The following is a 16931-nucleotide window of genomic DNA, read 5'->3' on the forward strand; positions in this document are numbered from 1 at the left end:
ATACTGCGAAGGTAGAGTTTTTCAGGATCAAGACCCTGTACTCGAACACGCATCGACTGCGGAGGAAACGACGTACCACTCCATGACGCGACAACTTCCTGCGACAAGCAACTGAGGGCCGAATCTGCGCGGCAGGCCTCAGTTTCGAACGGTCCTGCCAGACCATGCTCGTGCGCGTCAGGCCGAACGAACCATCAGGTTCAACGGACCGCCGCCAGAGAGCCGTGGCCGCGAAAGGCCACACGACCGGGTATTCGCGTCTGCTCACTTCTTCGAATTGGCTGGCCGGGCCGCGCTCTCGGAGTGCCCGAGGTGGGCGCAGGCCACCTGCTCCTCCGGGGTGATTGGGGTCGGTGTCTCACCGGCGGGCACGGAGTTACATCTCATCGTCTCCTCGAACCCCGGTGCCGAGAAGACGAACGTCAGGGCGATCGGTTCAGTGCCGATGTTCTTGCCGCTGATCCACGTATTGGCCGGGATAAAAACCAGCCCTCCCGCATGGAGATCGCGCTCCTCTTCTCCGAGCCACACGTGTGCCGTTCCGCTCTGGATCAGCAGGATTTCATCCTGAATCAGGTGCCTGTGTTTGGGTAATGTCGCTCCCGGGGCCAGCAGTTCAGTCCCGGCTACGAGATCCCGGGAGCCATTGTTCTTCGGGCTCACCTTCAGCATGAATTGGGAGGACGCCGGGGAACTGCCGTCCGTGTGAATGCGGCGAGTCCGCAGCTCTCCCTCGTCTTTTTCCATCAGGAGTGGGCGGACCGTTGCGTCTGAACGTCGAACCGCAGCGGATTGATCGGCTCGGGACACCGCCGTGCACAGCCCGCCCGTCACCATCGCGACGATTGTCACCACAGTCGCAAGTGTTATGGATTTCACCCGTCACCTCAGGGTGCAGTGTACGCCGTGACACGGCGCCAGACTGCGCCTGGGCCGGGATCGTTCCGCGTCGTGCCGCCATGACCAGATCGCGCGCGCCGCGACGGAACTGGCCGCCCCGAGAGAGCTGCGTGATGGTCGCGGGAGCAGCGCGCTCTCAGACGCTCAGCGTGTAGGATGACGGCGCGACCGTCGGCCTGCGCCACTTCCACTAGCGCGAGAGCACCGGCACTTTCATATCCACGGGGACACTCGCTCGAATGGTCGTGCCGTGCTGCGGTCGCGACTCGATCGACAGCTGACCTTTGAGCAGTCGCAGCCGCTCCCGCATGCTGATCAACCCCAGTCCCTGACCTTTGAGATTGTCGGGATCGAAGCCAGCTCCCGAATCTCGCACGACCAGTTGGATGTCGGTGGCTTTTCCCGTCAGCGTGACGTCGCACTCACTCGTACCGCTATATTTCAGTGCGTTGTGAACAGCCTCTTGCAACACTCGAAACAGGCACAGAGCGGTTTCGGGAGGGAGCGCGTCGGGGAGGTTCTCGACGTGGAGTTCAATCTTCAGTTTCTGCCGCTCTGACAGCTCCCGGCAAAACCCGCTCACTGCCCTTTCCAGGCCGATGTATTCAAGTCGTGACGAATGTAAGCGATGGGACAGCGCTTGAATGTCGGCCGCCAGGTTCCTCACCTGCTCGTAGGCGTTATCGAGGCGTTCGCCGGTGTCGATCTCAGAGGGAGACAGTCCTCGCCGCAGCATGTGAAGATTCATCGCCAGCACGGCAATGCGCTGATTGATGTCGTCGTGCAATTCCCTTGCAAGGTGCGTGCGCTCGGCCTCCTGCGCTTCGATCAGCTTGCGACCGACACCAGCAAGCGCCTCCTCCGCCAACTTCCGTTCGGTGATGTCGGCAGCGACGCATAGCGCGCACGGCTCGCCATCCACGTCAATCAACTCCGCTGAACCAAGAACCGTGATGATCGTCCCGTCCTTTTTGCGCGCTCTGAATTCCAGATCTCGCACGGTGCCAGTCGTCCGAAGCTGTTCGACCATCGACATCCTCTCATCCGGGGTTTCCCAGAGATGAAGGTCGAAAGGGGTCCTGCCGATGACGTCCTGGCGCGTCCACCCCGTCTGTTGTTCGAACGTATCGTTCACGTCGAGGTAGCGGTCGTCACTCAGGCGCGTGAGCGTGACGGCAAGAGGGCTTCGGCGGAACGACTTGGAGAACTTCTGCTCAGACTGGCGGAGCGCCCCTTCTGTCTTTCTCTTTTGTGCCCTCTGCCAGAACAGTGCACAAATCAGCAATGTCTGAAGCGCAATGACAGCCGCCCCGGCAATGAAGTATCGACGGCCGCGTTCCCACAGAGAGGGCTCCTGATATAAGACCTCGCTGCCTGGCGGAAGGGACGAGACGGGAAGGTGCCATCGTTGGAGTGCCCGCCAATCGACCTGAACGGTGAGACTGGCGGCGTTCACGACAGGAATGCTTTCGGCTCGCACCCCTGCGAGCAGGCGCGCCGTCAATTCTGCGGAGTGCACGATCTCTTTCGCGCTGTCTCCATATGCTCCGCCGATGCATCCGTGACCGAGGCAGAGCGATCGCCATGCGGAGTAGGTCGGCATCTTCGCTGCAACCGCGTCGATGAGATCCAGACCGGCGAGCGGCGGCTGGCCGGATACTGGCGGCGCGAAATGAAACAGCACAATGGTGTGTGCGGGCAGGGCCGTCACTCTCTCGAATAACTCACGATTGGCAGGGCCGTAGAAGTAGAGCTCCTTGATCCTGTCGTGGTAACGAAGGAGCTCGGTGTGGGTTGCCGCCAGCCAGTAAGGATCCTCCCTCGGCGCGATCACGGCGACGGTCGTCGTGTCCGGCTGAAGCCGAAGCGCCAGATCGATGGTTTCACCCAGGCCAACGGGCGTGGTCAGGCCGGTGACGCCCGGCCAGGTTTGTCCCGCGAATTGCCGAGTGGCGAGTCCGGTGAACGCGATCGGCACAGCCGGAAAGATCGAGTCGCGATACTGGAACGCGAACTGGAGCGCTGACGGTCCGACGGCAATCACAGCGTCGAGCTTCAGTCCGTTGTATCGACGTCGAAGGGTGTCCGCTTCGCTCCGCAGATACGATGCGTCACCCCCCTGCGGGGAGTCCAGATAGGCCTCGTAAAACGTGATGGGGGCCGGCACCTGGGAGCGCAACGACGTTTCGAACAAATCCAGGAAGTTCGTGCGCTGTCCAAAGTCGCTGAACAGCACCACGACGTTTTTCGGCGCTGGTGCTGCGCTCGCAGAACCGGCAAGTACGCACAGCAGCATCCCCACGACACACCAGGACGAGCGGCGGATCGCGACTCCGCTGGTGAGGCCCGATACGGTTCCCGCGCGCATCCTGGTCGGATGATAACGAATCCGCTCGGAAAGCGCTGTCCAGGGTGCTGACGGTCGAGAACTGTGTCGTGTGCGGTGAAGCGGGCGCAGAATGTTTTTCGCTGCGCACGAGGTTGGATCGTGGCGTTCACGGCGTCGCGGAGCGCGGCCTATCGCAGATGCCGTCGGGCGAACGCCACTCTTCCAAAAGTGACCCCGGCGGTCCGACGGCGGGTCATCGTGTTGACAGATCCAATTGCTGACTCTACACTCGCGACTCGATATCGATATCAGACATCGAATACCGATGGAAGATCGTAACCTCTACAATGGCCTGATCCGCCTTCACATCCTGCACCACGCAGCCGAACAGCCTATTTTCGGACAATGGATGATCGATGAACTCGGCCATCACGGTTACCGCCTCAGCGCCGGAACGCTCTATCCGATCCTGCACGGCATGGAAAAGCAGGGTTATCTGGTGTCTCGCCTGATGCAGAAAGACGGCCGCAACCGTCGTGTCTACCGTGCGACGGCCCTCGGCCGCAAGGCGCTGGCAACGGCGCGGAAGCGCGTGCAAGAGCTCTTCGGCGAAATGTTCGAACACGACTGACGGTCATCAGCTGACCCATGAAACGAATCGAACTGTGTGCCTGGTCTTGTGTCGGTCTTCTGGTGCCGACGCTTGCGGCGGCGCAGCCCCCTGCGGGGCCACAAGTGTTCACCCTCGATCAGGCCATCCAGTACGCCGTCGATCACTATCCAACCGTCCGCGCCGCGCTCGAGCAGATCGACGCATCCGCCGCAAGTGTCACCGTGGCGCAATCGGCATACCTGCCGAGGCTCGATTCGCTGTGGCAGTCGAACCTCGGCACCGCCAACAACATCTTCGGCCAGGTGCTTCCGCAATCGGTGATCCCGGCGATGTCCGGGCCTGTCCTTCCCTCGGCGTCGAGCGGCAGCGTGTGGGGAAGCGCGGTTGGTGCGCTGTTTTCGTGGGAGCCGGTCGATTTCGGTCTTCGGCGGGCAAACGTCTCAGCCGCGGAGGTTGCTGTCGCCCGCGCGCGCGCCGGGGAAGCCTTAACGCGCCTGGACATTCAAGCAGCAGTCGCGGACATATTCTTGGGCATTGCCGGCGCGCAGCGGACGGTCGCGGCGCTCCAGGCTGATCTCGATCGCCGGGACCTGCTGTCTCGGGCCGTCCACACGCTCGTGGACAATCAACTGCGGCCAGGAGCGGAGGCGTCGCGCAGCGACGCCGAACGCGCTGCCGCCCAGACGCGGCTGATTCAAGCGCAGAAGGCGGTCACGCTCGGACAGATCGCGCTCGCCCGCGCGCTTGGCGTAACGACGGGTGCCGTAACCATCGACGCCGCGTCTTTGATCGATCATGTGCCGACCGCCGTGATGCCTGCCGGTCCTGTGCCGCATCCACTGACACTGGTGCGCCAAGCCGACGTAGACGCCGCTCGGACTCAGGAAAATGTCCTCGCACGGACGGACTTGCCGCGCTTCTACCTGCAGTCCAGCCTGTTTGCGCGCGGGAGCGGCGCGAACCCGAACGGCGAGTTGGACGGTAGTGTTGCCGGCCTTGGACTCGAGCGCACGAACTGGGCCGCTGGCGTGCAGATTGTGTTTCCGAACGTCTTCGACTTCACTAGCCTTCGCGCGCGAAAAGCTGCGGCGGCGGCTACGACGCGCTCGCAGACGGCGCTGTTCGATGAGGCGCTCCTGACCGTCACGAGTCAGCAGCGGACCGCAACCGCCATGCTGGACGCGGCCCGTGCGATCGCGGCGAATACCCCTCTCCAGTTAGCGGCGGCCACGCAGACGGAAGCGCAGGCCCGCGCGCGCTATCAAGCCGGCCTTGCCAGCATTGTCGAAGTCGCCGACGCGCAGAGTCTGCTGGCGCAGGCGGAAGTGCAGGATCAGTTGGCACGCATCGACGTGTGGCACGCTCTGCTGGCGCAATCGGTCTCGCAAGGCACGCTCGCGCCCTTTCTCTCGCTGCTGCCCCCTGCTTCTGGAGTTCATTGACCGATGTGGCTGATTCGGGCCGCTCTCCGTCGTCCGATCACGGTCCTGGTCGCCGTCATGGCCGTGGCTTTGACGGCCGTCTTTGCAGTCAGTCGGATGCGCGCCGACATCTTCCCTGATCTCGATCTGCCCGTGATTTATGTCGCGCAGCCGTATGGCGGGATGAGCCCGGCTCAGATGGAGGGGTACATCACCTACTACTACGAGTACCACTTCCTATACGTGAACGGGATCGAGAGTGTTGAATCGAAGTCGATCCAGAACACCAGTTTACTGAAGCTGACGTTCCATGCCGGCACCGACATGGCGGAGGCCCTGGCGCAAACGATCGGCTACGTCAACCGTGCGCGCGCGTTCATGCCGCCCGGCACGGTGGGACCGTTCATCATGCGCTTCGACGCTGGCACGGTGCCGGTCGGCTATCTGGTGTTCTCGAGCGAGAGCCGGAGCCTCGGCGAGATCCAGGACCTCGCGCTGAATCGCGTCCGTCCGCAGTTCGCGACGCTGCCCGGTCTTACGTCGCCGCCGCCGTTCGGCGGCAGCCAGCGAACGATTGTGATCCGCGTCGATCCGAATCGCCTCCGCTCGTACAACATGTCGCCGGACGACGTGATCAAGGCCGTGACGACGGGAAACGTGATCATGCCGTCGGGCAGTGTCAACATCGGCGATGAAACGCGCATCTCGGCCATGAATGCCGTGGTCTCCAACATCAACGACCTGCTTGAACTGCCGATCCGTATGGGCGCAGGACCGCCGATCTCGATTCGCGACATCGGCTCGGTCAGCGACAGCACGGACATTCCGACCGCCTATGCGTTGGTCGACGGCCGTCGCGCCGTCTACATTCCAGTGACGAAACGGCCGAACGCCTCGACGCTAGATGTGGTCAGTGAGGTCAAAGCGAACCTCGCTCGGTTCCAGGCGCTCGTGCCCGACGACATCAAAGTGAGCTACGAACTGGATCAGTCGCGCAACGTGTCGATGTCATTGCAGGCCGTGCTGCGGGAGACGGCGATCGGCGCCCTTCTGACCGGTGTGATGGTGCTGATCTTTCTCGGCGACTGGCGCAGCAGTGCCATCGTTGTCGTCACCATTCCGTTTGCGTTGTTGGCGGCGGTGATCGCCCTATGGGGCGCCGGTCAGACGATCAACGTCATGACGCTGGGCGGTCTGGCGCTGGCTGTCGGCATCCTCGTGGACGAAGCGACGGTCGCGATCGAGAACATCCATACCCATCTGGCGCGCGGCGGATCGGTCGCGCGCGCCGTGCTTGACGCCAGCGGGGAGGTCGTCGTCCCTCGCCTGCTGGCGATGTTCTCCGTCGTGGCGGTGTTCGTGCCGTCGTTCTTCATGAGCGGCGTCTCGCGATCGCTGTTCGTGCCGCTCTCGCTTGCGGTGGGCTTCTCGATGATCGCATCGTTCTTTCTCGCCAGTTCGCTGGTGCCGGTGCTGTCGGTCTGGCTGCTCGGCAGACATCAGACGTCGCCCAAGGCCGCTCATACGACCGACTGGGTGGATCGGTTGCGTGAGCGTCTCGGCCGAATGTTGCAAGCGCTCGCTCCGGCGCGCTGGCTCCTGGTCGTGGTCTATGCGGTCGTCACCATTGCTGTCGTGGCACTCGTTGGTCTCAACTTGGGACGCGAGATTTTCCCGGCCGGCGGCGTCAGCCAATTCCGGCTGCGATTCCGCGCGCCCGCCGGCACCAAGTTCGAGTCGACCGAGCGCCTCGCGACCGACGTGCTCGACGAGATCAAGAGCGCTGCCGGCCCGAACAACGTTGAGATCAGCCTCGGGTATGTCGGCGTTCAGCCTTCGTCATATCCGATCAACACGATCTTCCTGTGGACCGGCGGGTCGCACGAAGGCGTGCTGCAGGTGGCGCTCAGGCGAGCCGCGGGCATTCGGCTCGTCGACTTCGAGGAAACGCTGCGAGAACGGTTCAAAACGCGCTTTCCCATGGCGCAGTTCTCATTCGAGCCGGGCGACATCGTCAACCAGATCATGAACTTCGGCACGTCGACGCCGGTCGAGGTCGCCATCACCGGCCCGGACTTCGCTGCCAGCCGGACGTTCGCCGCCAAGATGCGGGACGAACTCGCGCGCATTCCAGCACTACGCGATCTGCAGTACGGCCAAGCCCTCGACTATCCGGCGATTCAGGTCGACGTGAACCGCCAGATGGCGGGCCAACTCGGTGTGACCGTCGATCAGATCGGGCGATCGTTTGCGGCGTCGACTTCGTCCAGCCGTTTCGTGGCACCCAATTACTGGGCCGATTCGCGCACCGGCATCGCTTTTCAGGTGCAGGTTGAGGTGCCGCAGCCGCAAGTGACGACGCTCGACGATCTCCGCGTGGTGCCGGTGAGCGGGGATCGCGGCGCCCACGCGATGCTCGGTGACGTGGCGACCATCAACGACGCCACGATCGTCGGCGAGTACGATCGCATCAACGGCCAGCGCATGGTGACCCTGACCGCGAACATTGCAAGCCAGGATTTGGGACGCACGGTCGGCCAGGTGGACGCCGCGATTGCGCGCGCGGGCGCGCCGCCGCGCGGCGGCGCGGTCACGGTGCGCGGTCAGATCGGCGCGATGCGCGCGACCTTCACGAACATCACGACCGGACTTGTTGTGGCCGTGGTCGTCATCTTCCTGCTCCTCTCCGCGAATTTTCAGTCGTTGCGCCTCGCCTTCGTCGTGGTATCCACCGTGCCGGCCGCTCTGATGGGCGTGGTGCTGATGCTGTTCGTCACGCGGACGACGCTAAACGTGCAGTCGTTCATGGGCGGGATCATGGCCGTCGGCGTCGCCGTGGCGAACTCCATCCTGCTCGTGACCTTTGCCGAACAGGCCCGCATACACGGGACCTCGCCGCTGCAAACCGCCATTGAGGCCGCCAAGTCCCGCATGCGGCCCGTGCTCATGACCAGTGCCGCGATGATCGCCGGCATGGTCCCGATGGCGCTGGCGCTGGGTGAAGGGGCGGAGGCGACGGCACCGCTTGGGCGCGCGGTGATTGGTGGTCTTGCGGCGGCCACGGTTGCGACCCTGATCGTGCTGCCATCGGTCTATTCGTTAGTGCAGCAGTCAGTGCGTGTCGGGTCGCCGTCTTTGGATCCCGACGATCCGGCGAGCGCCCATCGTGGGCAGGGAGCGGTATGAGCGTGCAGAGACGGATGACGCGAGCAGGCACCGTGTCGGCCGTGCTGTCGATGCTGGCCGTCGGGGCGTGTCGCGATAAGGCGCCGGCGCAGACAACCGACAAGTCCGCGCCGTCAGGCCCGCCGACGATCGAGGTAGTCAGGGTCGTTGAGCAACCGCTCGACGTCACGCTGTCGCTACCCGGTGAGCTGGCCCCTTACGAGACTGTGGCGTTGTATTCCCGCGTGAACGGCTTCGTCAAGACGATCAGTGTCGACCGAGGCTCGCGGGTGAAGGCCGGCGAGCAGCTCGCCGTTCTCGACGCGCCCGAGCTCGGCGCGCAGAAAGCCGAGGCGCGGTCGAAGGTGCAGAGTGCCGAGGCCCAACTCGTCGCCGTTCGCTCGAAGGCCGAAGCCACGTCGAGCACGTACGACAAGTTGAAGGCGGCATCGGCTACGCCGGGTGTGGTGGCTGGTAATGACGTCCTCGTGGCCCAGAAGGCAGTGGAAGCCGATCAGGGACAGATCGCCGCCGCGCAACAAAACGTGGAAGCGGCCCGCCAGGCGCTCAAATCGATCAGCGACATGGAAGGCTATCTCCGGATCACGGCGCCGTTTGCGGGTGTCGTCACCGAGCGCAACGTACATCCCGGCGCGCTCGTAGGGCCAGCGGGAGGATCGGGAGCCGCACCCATCGTGCGCATCGTGGCCAGCAATCGCCTGCGGCTCGTGATCCCCGTCCCCGAAGCCTATACCGCAGGTATGACCCCAGGTACTGCGCTGACCTTTTCAGTGGCGGCCTATCCGGGCCAGACGTTCTCCGGAACGGTCGCGAGGATTTCGCAGGCGGTCGATGTCATTACGCGGACGATGGCGGTTGAACTTGAGGTGAATAACGCCGACGGGCGGCTCGCCCCGGGCACCTTTTGTCAGGTCCGTTGGCCGGTGCGGCGAACGACGCCTTCGCTCCTGGTGCCCAGCGGCAGCGTTGCCAGCACAACCGGCCGCACCTTTGTCATCCGCGTACGCAGTGGCCGCACGGAATGGGTCGACGTGAAGACCGGGCTGGCCTCCGGGCCGCTCGTCGAGGTGTTCGGCGATCTCAAGTCCGGAGACGAAATTGCTGTTCGTGGCACCGATGAACTCCGATCTGGAACACAAGTGCGGCCCAAACTGAGCAAGATCGCGTGAGACCGCGTTGACTATTTCCGATGAATCGGACACACGCGTCGATGGTCGCTGCCACAGTGTTCAGGGAGCAGCAGTGCCGGCCTTTGTATCCGCCGTCCTGACGCTGTGCGGTTTGCTGATGACGATTGAGGCGGCGCCACTCATGTTGAGTCTTCGAAGGCTCGGAAGTGATTCGCGTGCCTTGCAAGGCGCGTTCGATGGATTCGACTGGTGGGGACGCTGGCGGAGCGCCGCGCAGCTCGGCGCGTTCGGCGCGAGCCCCTGGTCGGTGGCTGTATTCGGACGGTACCGCAGATGACAATCGATCGCCGCTCCTTCCTCAAGCTTGCGGGACTCGCGCCGTTTGCTGGGGCGATATCTCAGCCGCTTCGTCTCGACGCGCAGCCCACCGGTGTCACAGCCGACTACACGATCCGCATTGCCACCGGGCTTGTCGATCTGGCGCCTGGACACATCGTGTCCACGACGCTGTACAACGATCAATTCCCTGGTCCACTGCTGCGCTTCAAGGAGGGACAGCCGGTCGTGGTCGACATCGTCAACGACACCGACACGCCGGAGTTGGTGCATTGGCACGGTCAGTCCGTATCGAGCGAGGTGGACGGTGCCGCCGAAGAAGGCACGCCGTTCGTCCCCGCGCACGGAAGGCGCCGCGTCTCGTTTATCCCGCGCCCGTCTGGATTCCGGTTCTACCACACGCACGTTGCGGCGGGCGCGGACCTGAATCGGGGCACCTACACCGGTCAAGCCGGCCCCGTGTACATCGAGCCGAAGACGAACGCCGGCGCCTACGACCGCGAGGTGTTTCTCGTCTTGAAGGAGTTCGAGCCGTCGTGGAGCCGCGGCGGCGACATGGCGATGGACATGCTGGCGGGCGCACCGCTCAAAACGCTGCAGGACATCGGCAAGGCGGCCGACGCCGGACGCAAAGGCACGCAGAAAGGCTTCGAGGCCGGCTACGATTTGTTCAGCATCAACGGACGGATGCGGGGCCACGGCGAGCCCTTGCGGGTGAAGCAGGGCGAGCGCATCCTGTTCCACGTCCTCAATGCGAGCGCGACCGAAATCCGGAGCCTCGCCCTGCCAGGGCACGTCTTTCGCGTCCTGGCACTCGACGGGAACCCAGTGCCGACGCCAACGAACGTACCGGTGCTATGGCTGGGCACGGCCGAGCGGATTTCTGCCATCGTCGAGATGAAGCATCCCGGTGTCTGGGTGATGGGCGATCTCGCCGACGATGACCGCCGCCACGGCATGGGCATCGTGGTCGAGTACGCCGGGCGAAAAGGATCGGCGCAGTGGAGCAAACCGCAGCCGTTTCGTTGGGACTACGCGCGGTTCGGCAAGTCGAGACCGACCTCGCCATCGCCGGACGAAACGATCGACTTCACGATCGGCAAGCAGAATGCGGCAGCGCACGGCTTCAACGTCTGGACGCTGAATGGCTCGGCATTCTCGCCTGACGCCATGACGCCGATGCACACGCTGCAGCGGGGACATCGTTACCGGCTGAAGTTTCGTAATGCCAGCGACGACGTGCATCCGCTGCATCTACATCGGCACAGCTTCGAGCTGACGCGCGTCGGCGGAAAACCCACGACCGGCGTGATGAAGGATGTCGTGATGTTAGGCGGCTTCCAAGAACTGGAGTTCGACTTCATCGCCGACAATCCTGGTCCGACGCTCTTCCATTGCCATCAGCAAGTGCACATGGACTTCGGTTTCATGGCCCTGTTTCGATACGCGCCTTAGGGCAATCCTACGCGACTTATCGCGGCCAGCCGTTGAACGAGGACGGCGTCGACGCGTTCACCGCGCAGTCTTGGTACCTGATAACATTCGTAATATGCGTCGGATCGTTGCTGGTATCGATCTTGGCGGCACCGCCATCAATTACACCCTGCTTGACGCGGACAGCGGCGATTTCCTGGTTCCCGGCCTCGCGGAGCACCCCGCTGGCGCGAAAGAAGGAGCCGACATCTGTCTGACTCGGATCGTCGATGGCTTGTCCCTCGTGACGGCGAGGTACGGAGTGGACCGCGACGCCATCCTCGCGGTCGGCCTCGACACGCCTGGCCCGGCGAGCGCGACGGGCGTACTGAGCGCGAGGGGATCGACAAACTTTGCACACGAGAGCTGGCCGGGTTTTGACCTGCGCGGTGGGCTCGAAACGCGGCTCGGTCTCCCGGTTACTTACCTGAACGACGGCAACGCCGCAGCGTTGTGGGGTCACATGTCTTTGTTCGGCTCGAGGCCGGCGACGAGCGTGTCGGCGATTATCGGCACCGGCCTCGGCGGCGGACTCGTCGTCGACGGTCGCGTCGTGGAGGGGCGGAATGGCTTCGGTGGCGAAATCGGCCATGTCCTCATTCCGTGTGAGGCGATTCCCGCGCTAAATGGGCTGCGGCCACCATGCAACTGCGGGCGCATGGGCGATCTCGAGTCGGTCTGCTCCCTCACTGCCATCGAGCGAACGCTTCTGCCGATGTTCGTCGAGCAGCATCGTGGGCACCCCTTGAGCGGCATCCCCGTCGCGGCAGCAGCCAAGCAGGTTCGCGGGTATGCCGAACGCGGCGATGAGATGTGCCGGGCGATTTTCGACACGCAGGCGCGTGCCCTCGGCTTGTTCTTCGACCAGATCACGAACCTTCTCGATCCCGACGCGTTCCTGATCGGCGGCGGCGCGCTCGAGGTGTCACCGGACTTTCAGGCGTGGTGGGTCGCAGCGGTGCGAGCCGGCATGGGCCCGCAGCGCGCAGAACAGCAGCCCCGCATCCATGTCATGCCCAACGGCGATGCCGCCGGCGCACGCGGCGCCGCGTTGGGTGCTCTGCAAACGCTGCACCTGTGAGCTAGCGGGGATTCACCCGCATAAGACGCTGAGCCGATCATCCTCCGCAAGAAGATCGAGGAATAGCGTGTTGTGGGCGCGTGTTCTTGATGGAGCCGCCCCCTGGATTTGGTAGCCTGCGCTAGCCCTTCCGTCACGATAGTCGTCAGTGTCGGCGTAACCGGGTCACCCGATGACAAGGGTCGGGACGGTGCGTTCTGCCGAGGAGAGAACCAGACCGAGGCGACCCGCGAGGACGGGAAGGAACTCGCCAGCGCTCGAAGCGTTCGTCTCGACGTTGATGACGTAGAGTCCCGTCAGTCCGGTCTCGTCGACGAGCGGGCGATCGAGGCCCGCTTCAACAATCGTGCAAAGGTCACCGATGCTCAGCGACGCGTTGAGGCCGCTGAACGATCCGCTGGACATCATCGCCGCCATGTGGCGCGTCGTCTGCCCGCGCATCTCGGCGAACATCCGATCGGGACCGACCTGGGACGGATCGAACTGGCGCCCGAGAATCTGATCCAGCCGCATGCCTTCGGGCACGGGCGCAGATGCGTCCAAGCTGATGTCAAACGAGCTGGTCGATATCGAAAAGTGAGCAAACCCTTCAGTTCCTGCACCGGTGCGAAGCACCCGAGCCTTGATGCCATTCGGTGCCGTCAACACCCACGCCTCTCCCACGCGATCCTCGACCGAGACACGCAGATGAAAATGCGCCGCGATGCCGTCGCGCAGCAACCCGACCATTGTTGTGCGCGGCTCGGGTCGCGGCAGGACGAGCGCGAAATCGAACCGCGCGTTCGCGTCGACGCTTGACGCCCATTCGATCCGCGACGCCGGCATCTCGTGGAGCTGCGACAACATTCCTTTCAGCGAGGCATTGCGAACGTCGATGAAATCGGATCCGTTACCGCCGGTCGGCCCCTCGGCGACCGGCGCGGCGGCGGGCACAATGTGCGGCTGACGCGACGGTGACACACGGGGCTTTTCAGTCGAGAGCGCGCGAAGGAACGGAACGTTCGCAGGCAGGTCGCCGCGAGGCGGCTGTGGCTGAGGCCGCACGATATCGCGCAGACTCCCGCGGCCCGTACTCATCGTACGGCTTCCGAGCTGCGGGAGACCCGCGAGCGCGGCGGCCAACTCGATCTGCGCGAAGAGGCGCAACGCCGGATCCGGAATCCGATCGAGATACTTTGCCGCCACCGCGCCTTCGTGCACGCCCGCTTTGTAGAGGATGTTTCTGAAGTCCGCCGCCGATGGCCAGCACTGCTGTGGCACGAGATTGGGCCGCATCGGATCGATGTCGGCGTCGTAGTGGTCCAGCGCGATATCGAACGCCTCCGCAAACTCGGTCCGGATCGCCTCGGAGATCGGAATGAAACGCGAGCCGACACTGATGCCGTCGATGCAGGCCGCCGCGATCTGTTCGGCCGAGGGCGGCGCCTGTTCGGCTGTCATTGCCTCGGTCATCGACTCCATGCCATACGGGTACTTCGCCGCTGCGGCCGACAGGTCGCGACTGCGCTGGACGACAAAGCCGGCCAGTTCTGGGTCGAGGTGACGCAGCGGGCCAAGAATCCCGAATAAGTCGCCGTCGTGGGTCGATGAAAATCGCACCTGGTGCGAACCGGCGCCGAACGACGCCCGTGTTGCCCCGTCAGGCTCGGCGAGAATCCCGTCGATCAGGTCTCGAATCGCCGCGCGCGCTTCTTCAGATGGAAGCGACGGCCAGAAGTACGTGAACGTTTCGACAAATTGCCGGCGGCGGAACGATCGTCTGGTGGGATCCGGGTTCCGCTCGCGCATGGCCTGAATTGACTTCCGGAGGACGGCGCGTCGCTCTTCGTCGTCGTCGGATTGACCGATCGTCGGGGTCACCGCCGAGAACGGGAACTCGGTGCCGATGCCCGATTCTTTGAGATACGCCGCTGCTTCCCGACGGAAGCCGTGGTCAGACATCCGGAACAGCATCATTTCGATGACCGAGGCGCGCTCGAACGTCAGCGTCTCGGCAATCTCGAACGCGCGCGCGGGCGAAACGGTGGCAGCGAGCCCGGCCGCTTCGCCGCGCAGGATCTCGCGCTCGTCCTCCGGGAGCGTGTCGATCGCCGCCAACGCATCGGTCAGCGTTCGATCGGCTTCGGTCCGGTCGTGCGTGGTGAGCACCCGCGCGATGTGCAGGAGGGCTGCGCCTCTGACTGCCAGCGGCGCCCGTCCGGCCCTTGCCCGCGCCTCGGCAAGCAGTTCGTCTGGCATGGGAAAAGTATAGCAACCACTCACATCGGTCCCTAAAAACCGCAGGCGCTTCTGACGGCCGCGGCCGGATTCGGAAACCCTCGGCGGCCAGTCGCTAACCACGTTCGAAGAGTGGGCCGAGCGGACACTCGTCATCGGCCGTCGAACGAGCGGCCCCCACCGCAAGCATAGCGGCGGACGCACTCATCGGCCTGAGCCATCTCAGATCGAAAGGCCGGGATCACCGTCGATGACTTGCTGGCGCAGCAAAGGCCGCTCGCCCGGTTTCCAGAGCGATGCCGTGTGGACGACCCGGTAGCGAAGAGGACCGCCATCGGGACGATCGCTGCGCGTGATCGGGCGTGGAATGCAAACGAACTCGGTCCGCATTTCATCGCCGGTGAGCCGCACCGTCGCATAGCCGTGACCGCCCATGTCCACGAATTCAAGGTGCGGAGAAAGTTCCGGATTGGAAACGGCGTGAGCGCGCTTCAGGTCGAAACTTTTGGCGTATTCGAGGCACGAGCGGACGCCGTGCTTGAGGAGCATGTTGTAGGTCCATTCGGGCTTACCCGTCGGCCGGTCGGCCAGGAACAGCGAACGGAGCGGATGATCCTTGCGAAGACTGTGCTCATAAGCCTCCATCGCCCCAGGGCTGGCCAGCGAGGCGCCGACGAAACTGATCCCGACCGGCTCGAACTTGGCGGGTGGCAATCGGGAGGCGGCATAGCCAGCCCAAAAGCTGTGACGGTCGCCCGACACGATCGCGAACCCCGTGATCTTTGAATCGCGGACGAGGTCATAGATTTCGCCACGCTCGTGGTAGGCGCTGCCATAATCGCCGCTGCCGATCTGCGCGAAGGTGTCGGCCGGCCAGGTCAGTCCATCGGGAAGCAGCCCCTCTGGAAGGTTTTGGGGGTCGGCCCGCAAATCGAGGGCACCCTGCGAATTGCCCCAGATCTTCCAGGTTGCCGCGGACCGGCGGAGCTGGTCCATGAACCATTTCTTCTGACGGGTCCCGAGCACCGTGCGCGGCGGTGAATCCTTTCGAGGATTCGGGATGCTTATGTCGCCAAAGCTGAGTTCGGCGGGCGGTTTGCCGCCGTTGAAGGTGCGGCCGGCATCGAGCGCGATCATCGCCGGTTCAGAGAACATCCCGTTAAAAGCCGGATCGTAAATCTTGCCAACGCCCTCCGCATCGGTCGGGTCGTCACCGCAGAAGCTGTGCTGGTCAGTGAGAATAAGATCGAGGTGCCGGCCGTATCGAAAAGTCCGATACCCGATCAGGCTGTTAATGGCCTTCAGGTTGTTGGGCTCGATCCCGAGGCCACTGTCGTCCCACTTTTCTATCGGCACATTTTTCACCGTCACGGTGCCGAACGTGTCGAGCGATCCGCTCGGCGCCTTCACGCGCGCGGGAATATATTCGAACCATGCCTGGTTGGCGGCGACCTTGACGGTCTGGCCCGGTTGCGGAGGTCCCCCGGCCTGGACGATGCTCTGCCGCCCCTGCCAGGAGAATTCGTGATTGTCCCAGATGGCGACGAACGGCCACCGCGCTCGCGCGTCTTGCAGGTCGGGATCGGCCAGGTAGCCCTTGTAGACGACGCGATAGCCTTCGACCGTGAGCGGGTAGTGGAAATTGTTGCTGCTCTTACCGCCATCGGGAATCCGGCCGACGTCGTAGATCGTGCGATCGTACCGCGTCGGCACCTCGTCGGGATATTCGACGATCTCGTAGATGAAATCACCGAGGTGGAGCACGAAACCGAGTTGATCGGCTGGCGCCGCGCGCTCATCCTCGAAGATCATCCGGCGATAGCCGTTGAGCTTGCCTTCATTGAGGCTCTGGCAGCTGACGAAGGCGAAATTGACCGGCCGTGGATCGTTCGCCAGCGGCGCGGTGATCGTGCGGCCAACGCGGCTCCCGTTCCCCTCGCCATCGGTGAAGCGGTACCAGTAGACGCGCGCGGGCTTGAGATGACCGACCAGCACGCGCGTCGTCCAATCCGATTCCGCTGAGACCGGCGCGGACGCCTTTGCGACGACCCGCCGGAACGCATCATCCTCGGCCACCTCCACCGTGAGCACACGTCGGCCGCCCGACTCGAACGGCCGGCGAGTCCAGAGGATGACGCTGCTCGAGTCGGGATCGCCTGACGCGACGCCCTCTGGGTAGACGTCCCGCCGCTCAGTCCAGCTCGTGGTGGACGCTCGCGCCAAGCCGCCCCACGCCAGCGAGGCT

Annotated in this window: 10 protein-coding genes; 6 read left to right on the plus strand and 4 right to left on the minus strand. The window is 63.9% G+C overall.

The window, feature by feature from the left end:
- Positions 1–264 precede the first annotated feature (264 nt).
- Together VGI12_18040 and VGI12_18045 are read right to left on the minus strand one after the other, a co-directional pair.
- Entirely contained in the window at positions 265–855 is a 591-nt protein-coding gene (locus VGI12_18040; GenBank protein HEY2434579.1) for a cupin domain-containing protein, read from the minus strand.
- A gap of 235 nt (positions 856–1090) precedes the next feature.
- A complete protein-coding gene (locus VGI12_18045; protein ID HEY2434580.1) occupies positions 1091–3268 on the minus strand; it encodes a PAS domain S-box protein in 2178 nt (725 codons plus the stop codon).
- A gap of 286 nt (positions 3269–3554) precedes the next feature.
- On the opposite strand from VGI12_18045, the gene VGI12_18050 reads away from it, so the two are divergent.
- The 6 genes from VGI12_18050 to VGI12_18075 all read left to right on the plus strand — a co-directional run bounded on the left by VGI12_18050 (position 3555) and on the right by VGI12_18075 (position 12469).
- The gene (locus VGI12_18050) at positions 3555–3860 is read left to right on the plus strand and encodes a PadR family transcriptional regulator (protein ID HEY2434581.1); all 306 of its coding nucleotides are present in this window, start codon (positions 3555–3557) and stop codon (positions 3858–3860) included.
- Between the two features lie 17 nt (positions 3861–3877).
- Positions 3878–5284 carry a TolC family protein gene (locus tag VGI12_18055; protein HEY2434582.1) on the plus strand — a complete coding sequence of 469 codons (1407 nt, stop codon included), beginning with the start codon at positions 3878–3880 and terminating at the stop codon, positions 5282–5284.
- A gap of 3 nt (positions 5285–5287) precedes the next feature.
- The gene (locus tag VGI12_18060; GenBank protein HEY2434583.1) at positions 5288–8449 is read left to right on the plus strand and encodes an efflux RND transporter permease subunit; all 3162 of its coding nucleotides are present in this window, start codon (positions 5288–5290) and stop codon (positions 8447–8449) included.
- Positions 8446–9618 (plus strand): efflux RND transporter periplasmic adaptor subunit, encoded by a 1173-nt coding sequence (locus tag VGI12_18065; protein ID HEY2434584.1) that lies wholly within the window; start codon positions 8446–8448, stop codon positions 9616–9618. Before VGI12_18060 ends, VGI12_18065 begins: the two co-directional genes overlap by 4 nt.
- A 294-nt stretch (positions 9619–9912) precedes the next feature.
- Entirely contained in the window at positions 9913–11370 is a 1458-nt protein-coding gene (locus VGI12_18070; protein ID HEY2434585.1) for a multicopper oxidase domain-containing protein, read from the plus strand.
- A gap of 94 nt (positions 11371–11464) precedes the next feature.
- Positions 11465–12469, plus strand: a complete 1005-nt coding sequence (locus VGI12_18075; protein ID HEY2434586.1) for an ROK family protein — start codon at positions 11465–11467, stop codon at positions 12467–12469.
- 165 nt (positions 12470–12634) lie between these two features.
- On the opposite strand, the gene VGI12_18080 is transcribed toward VGI12_18075, so the two are convergent.
- Together VGI12_18080 and VGI12_18085 are read right to left on the minus strand one after the other, a co-directional pair.
- Positions 12635–14842, minus strand: a complete 2208-nt coding sequence (locus tag VGI12_18080; GenBank protein HEY2434587.1) for a DUF3738 domain-containing protein — start codon at positions 14840–14842, stop codon at positions 12635–12637.
- Positions 14843–14908: 66 nt separating this feature from the next.
- Positions 14909–16931: alkaline phosphatase D family protein (locus VGI12_18085; protein HEY2434588.1), on the minus strand; the 2023-nt coding region annotated here is incomplete at its 5' end.

The sequence above is a fragment of the Vicinamibacterales bacterium genome, from assembly GCA_036496585.1.
GTDB lineage: Bacteria > Acidobacteriota > Vicinamibacteria > Vicinamibacterales > 2-12-FULL-66-21 > JAICSD01.

What these genes read in the sequence shown, in the direction of transcription:
- VGI12_18045 (HEY2434580.1), bottom strand. Translation starts at nt 3,268, where the DNA reads ATGCGCGCGGGAACCGTATCGGGCCTCACCAGCGGAGTCGCGATCCGC.
- VGI12_18050 (HEY2434581.1), top strand. Translation starts at nt 3,555, where the DNA reads ATGGAAGATCGTAACCTCTACAATGGCCTGATCCGCCTTCACATCCTG.
- VGI12_18055 (HEY2434582.1), top strand. Translation starts at nt 3,878, where the DNA reads ATGAAACGAATCGAACTGTGTGCCTGGTCTTGTGTCGGTCTTCTGGTG.
- VGI12_18060 (HEY2434583.1), top strand. Translation starts at nt 5,288, where the DNA reads ATGTGGCTGATTCGGGCCGCTCTCCGTCGTCCGATCACGGTCCTGGTC.
- VGI12_18065 (HEY2434584.1), top strand. Translation starts at nt 8,446, where the DNA reads ATGAGCGTGCAGAGACGGATGACGCGAGCAGGCACCGTGTCGGCCGTG.
- VGI12_18070 (HEY2434585.1), top strand. Translation starts at nt 9,913, where the DNA reads ATGACAATCGATCGCCGCTCCTTCCTCAAGCTTGCGGGACTCGCGCCG.
- VGI12_18075 (HEY2434586.1), top strand. Translation starts at nt 11,465, where the DNA reads ATGCGTCGGATCGTTGCTGGTATCGATCTTGGCGGCACCGCCATCAAT.
- VGI12_18080 (HEY2434587.1), bottom strand. Translation starts at nt 14,842, where the DNA reads ATGACGAGTGTCCGCTCGGCCCACTCTTCGAACGTGGTTAGCGACTGG.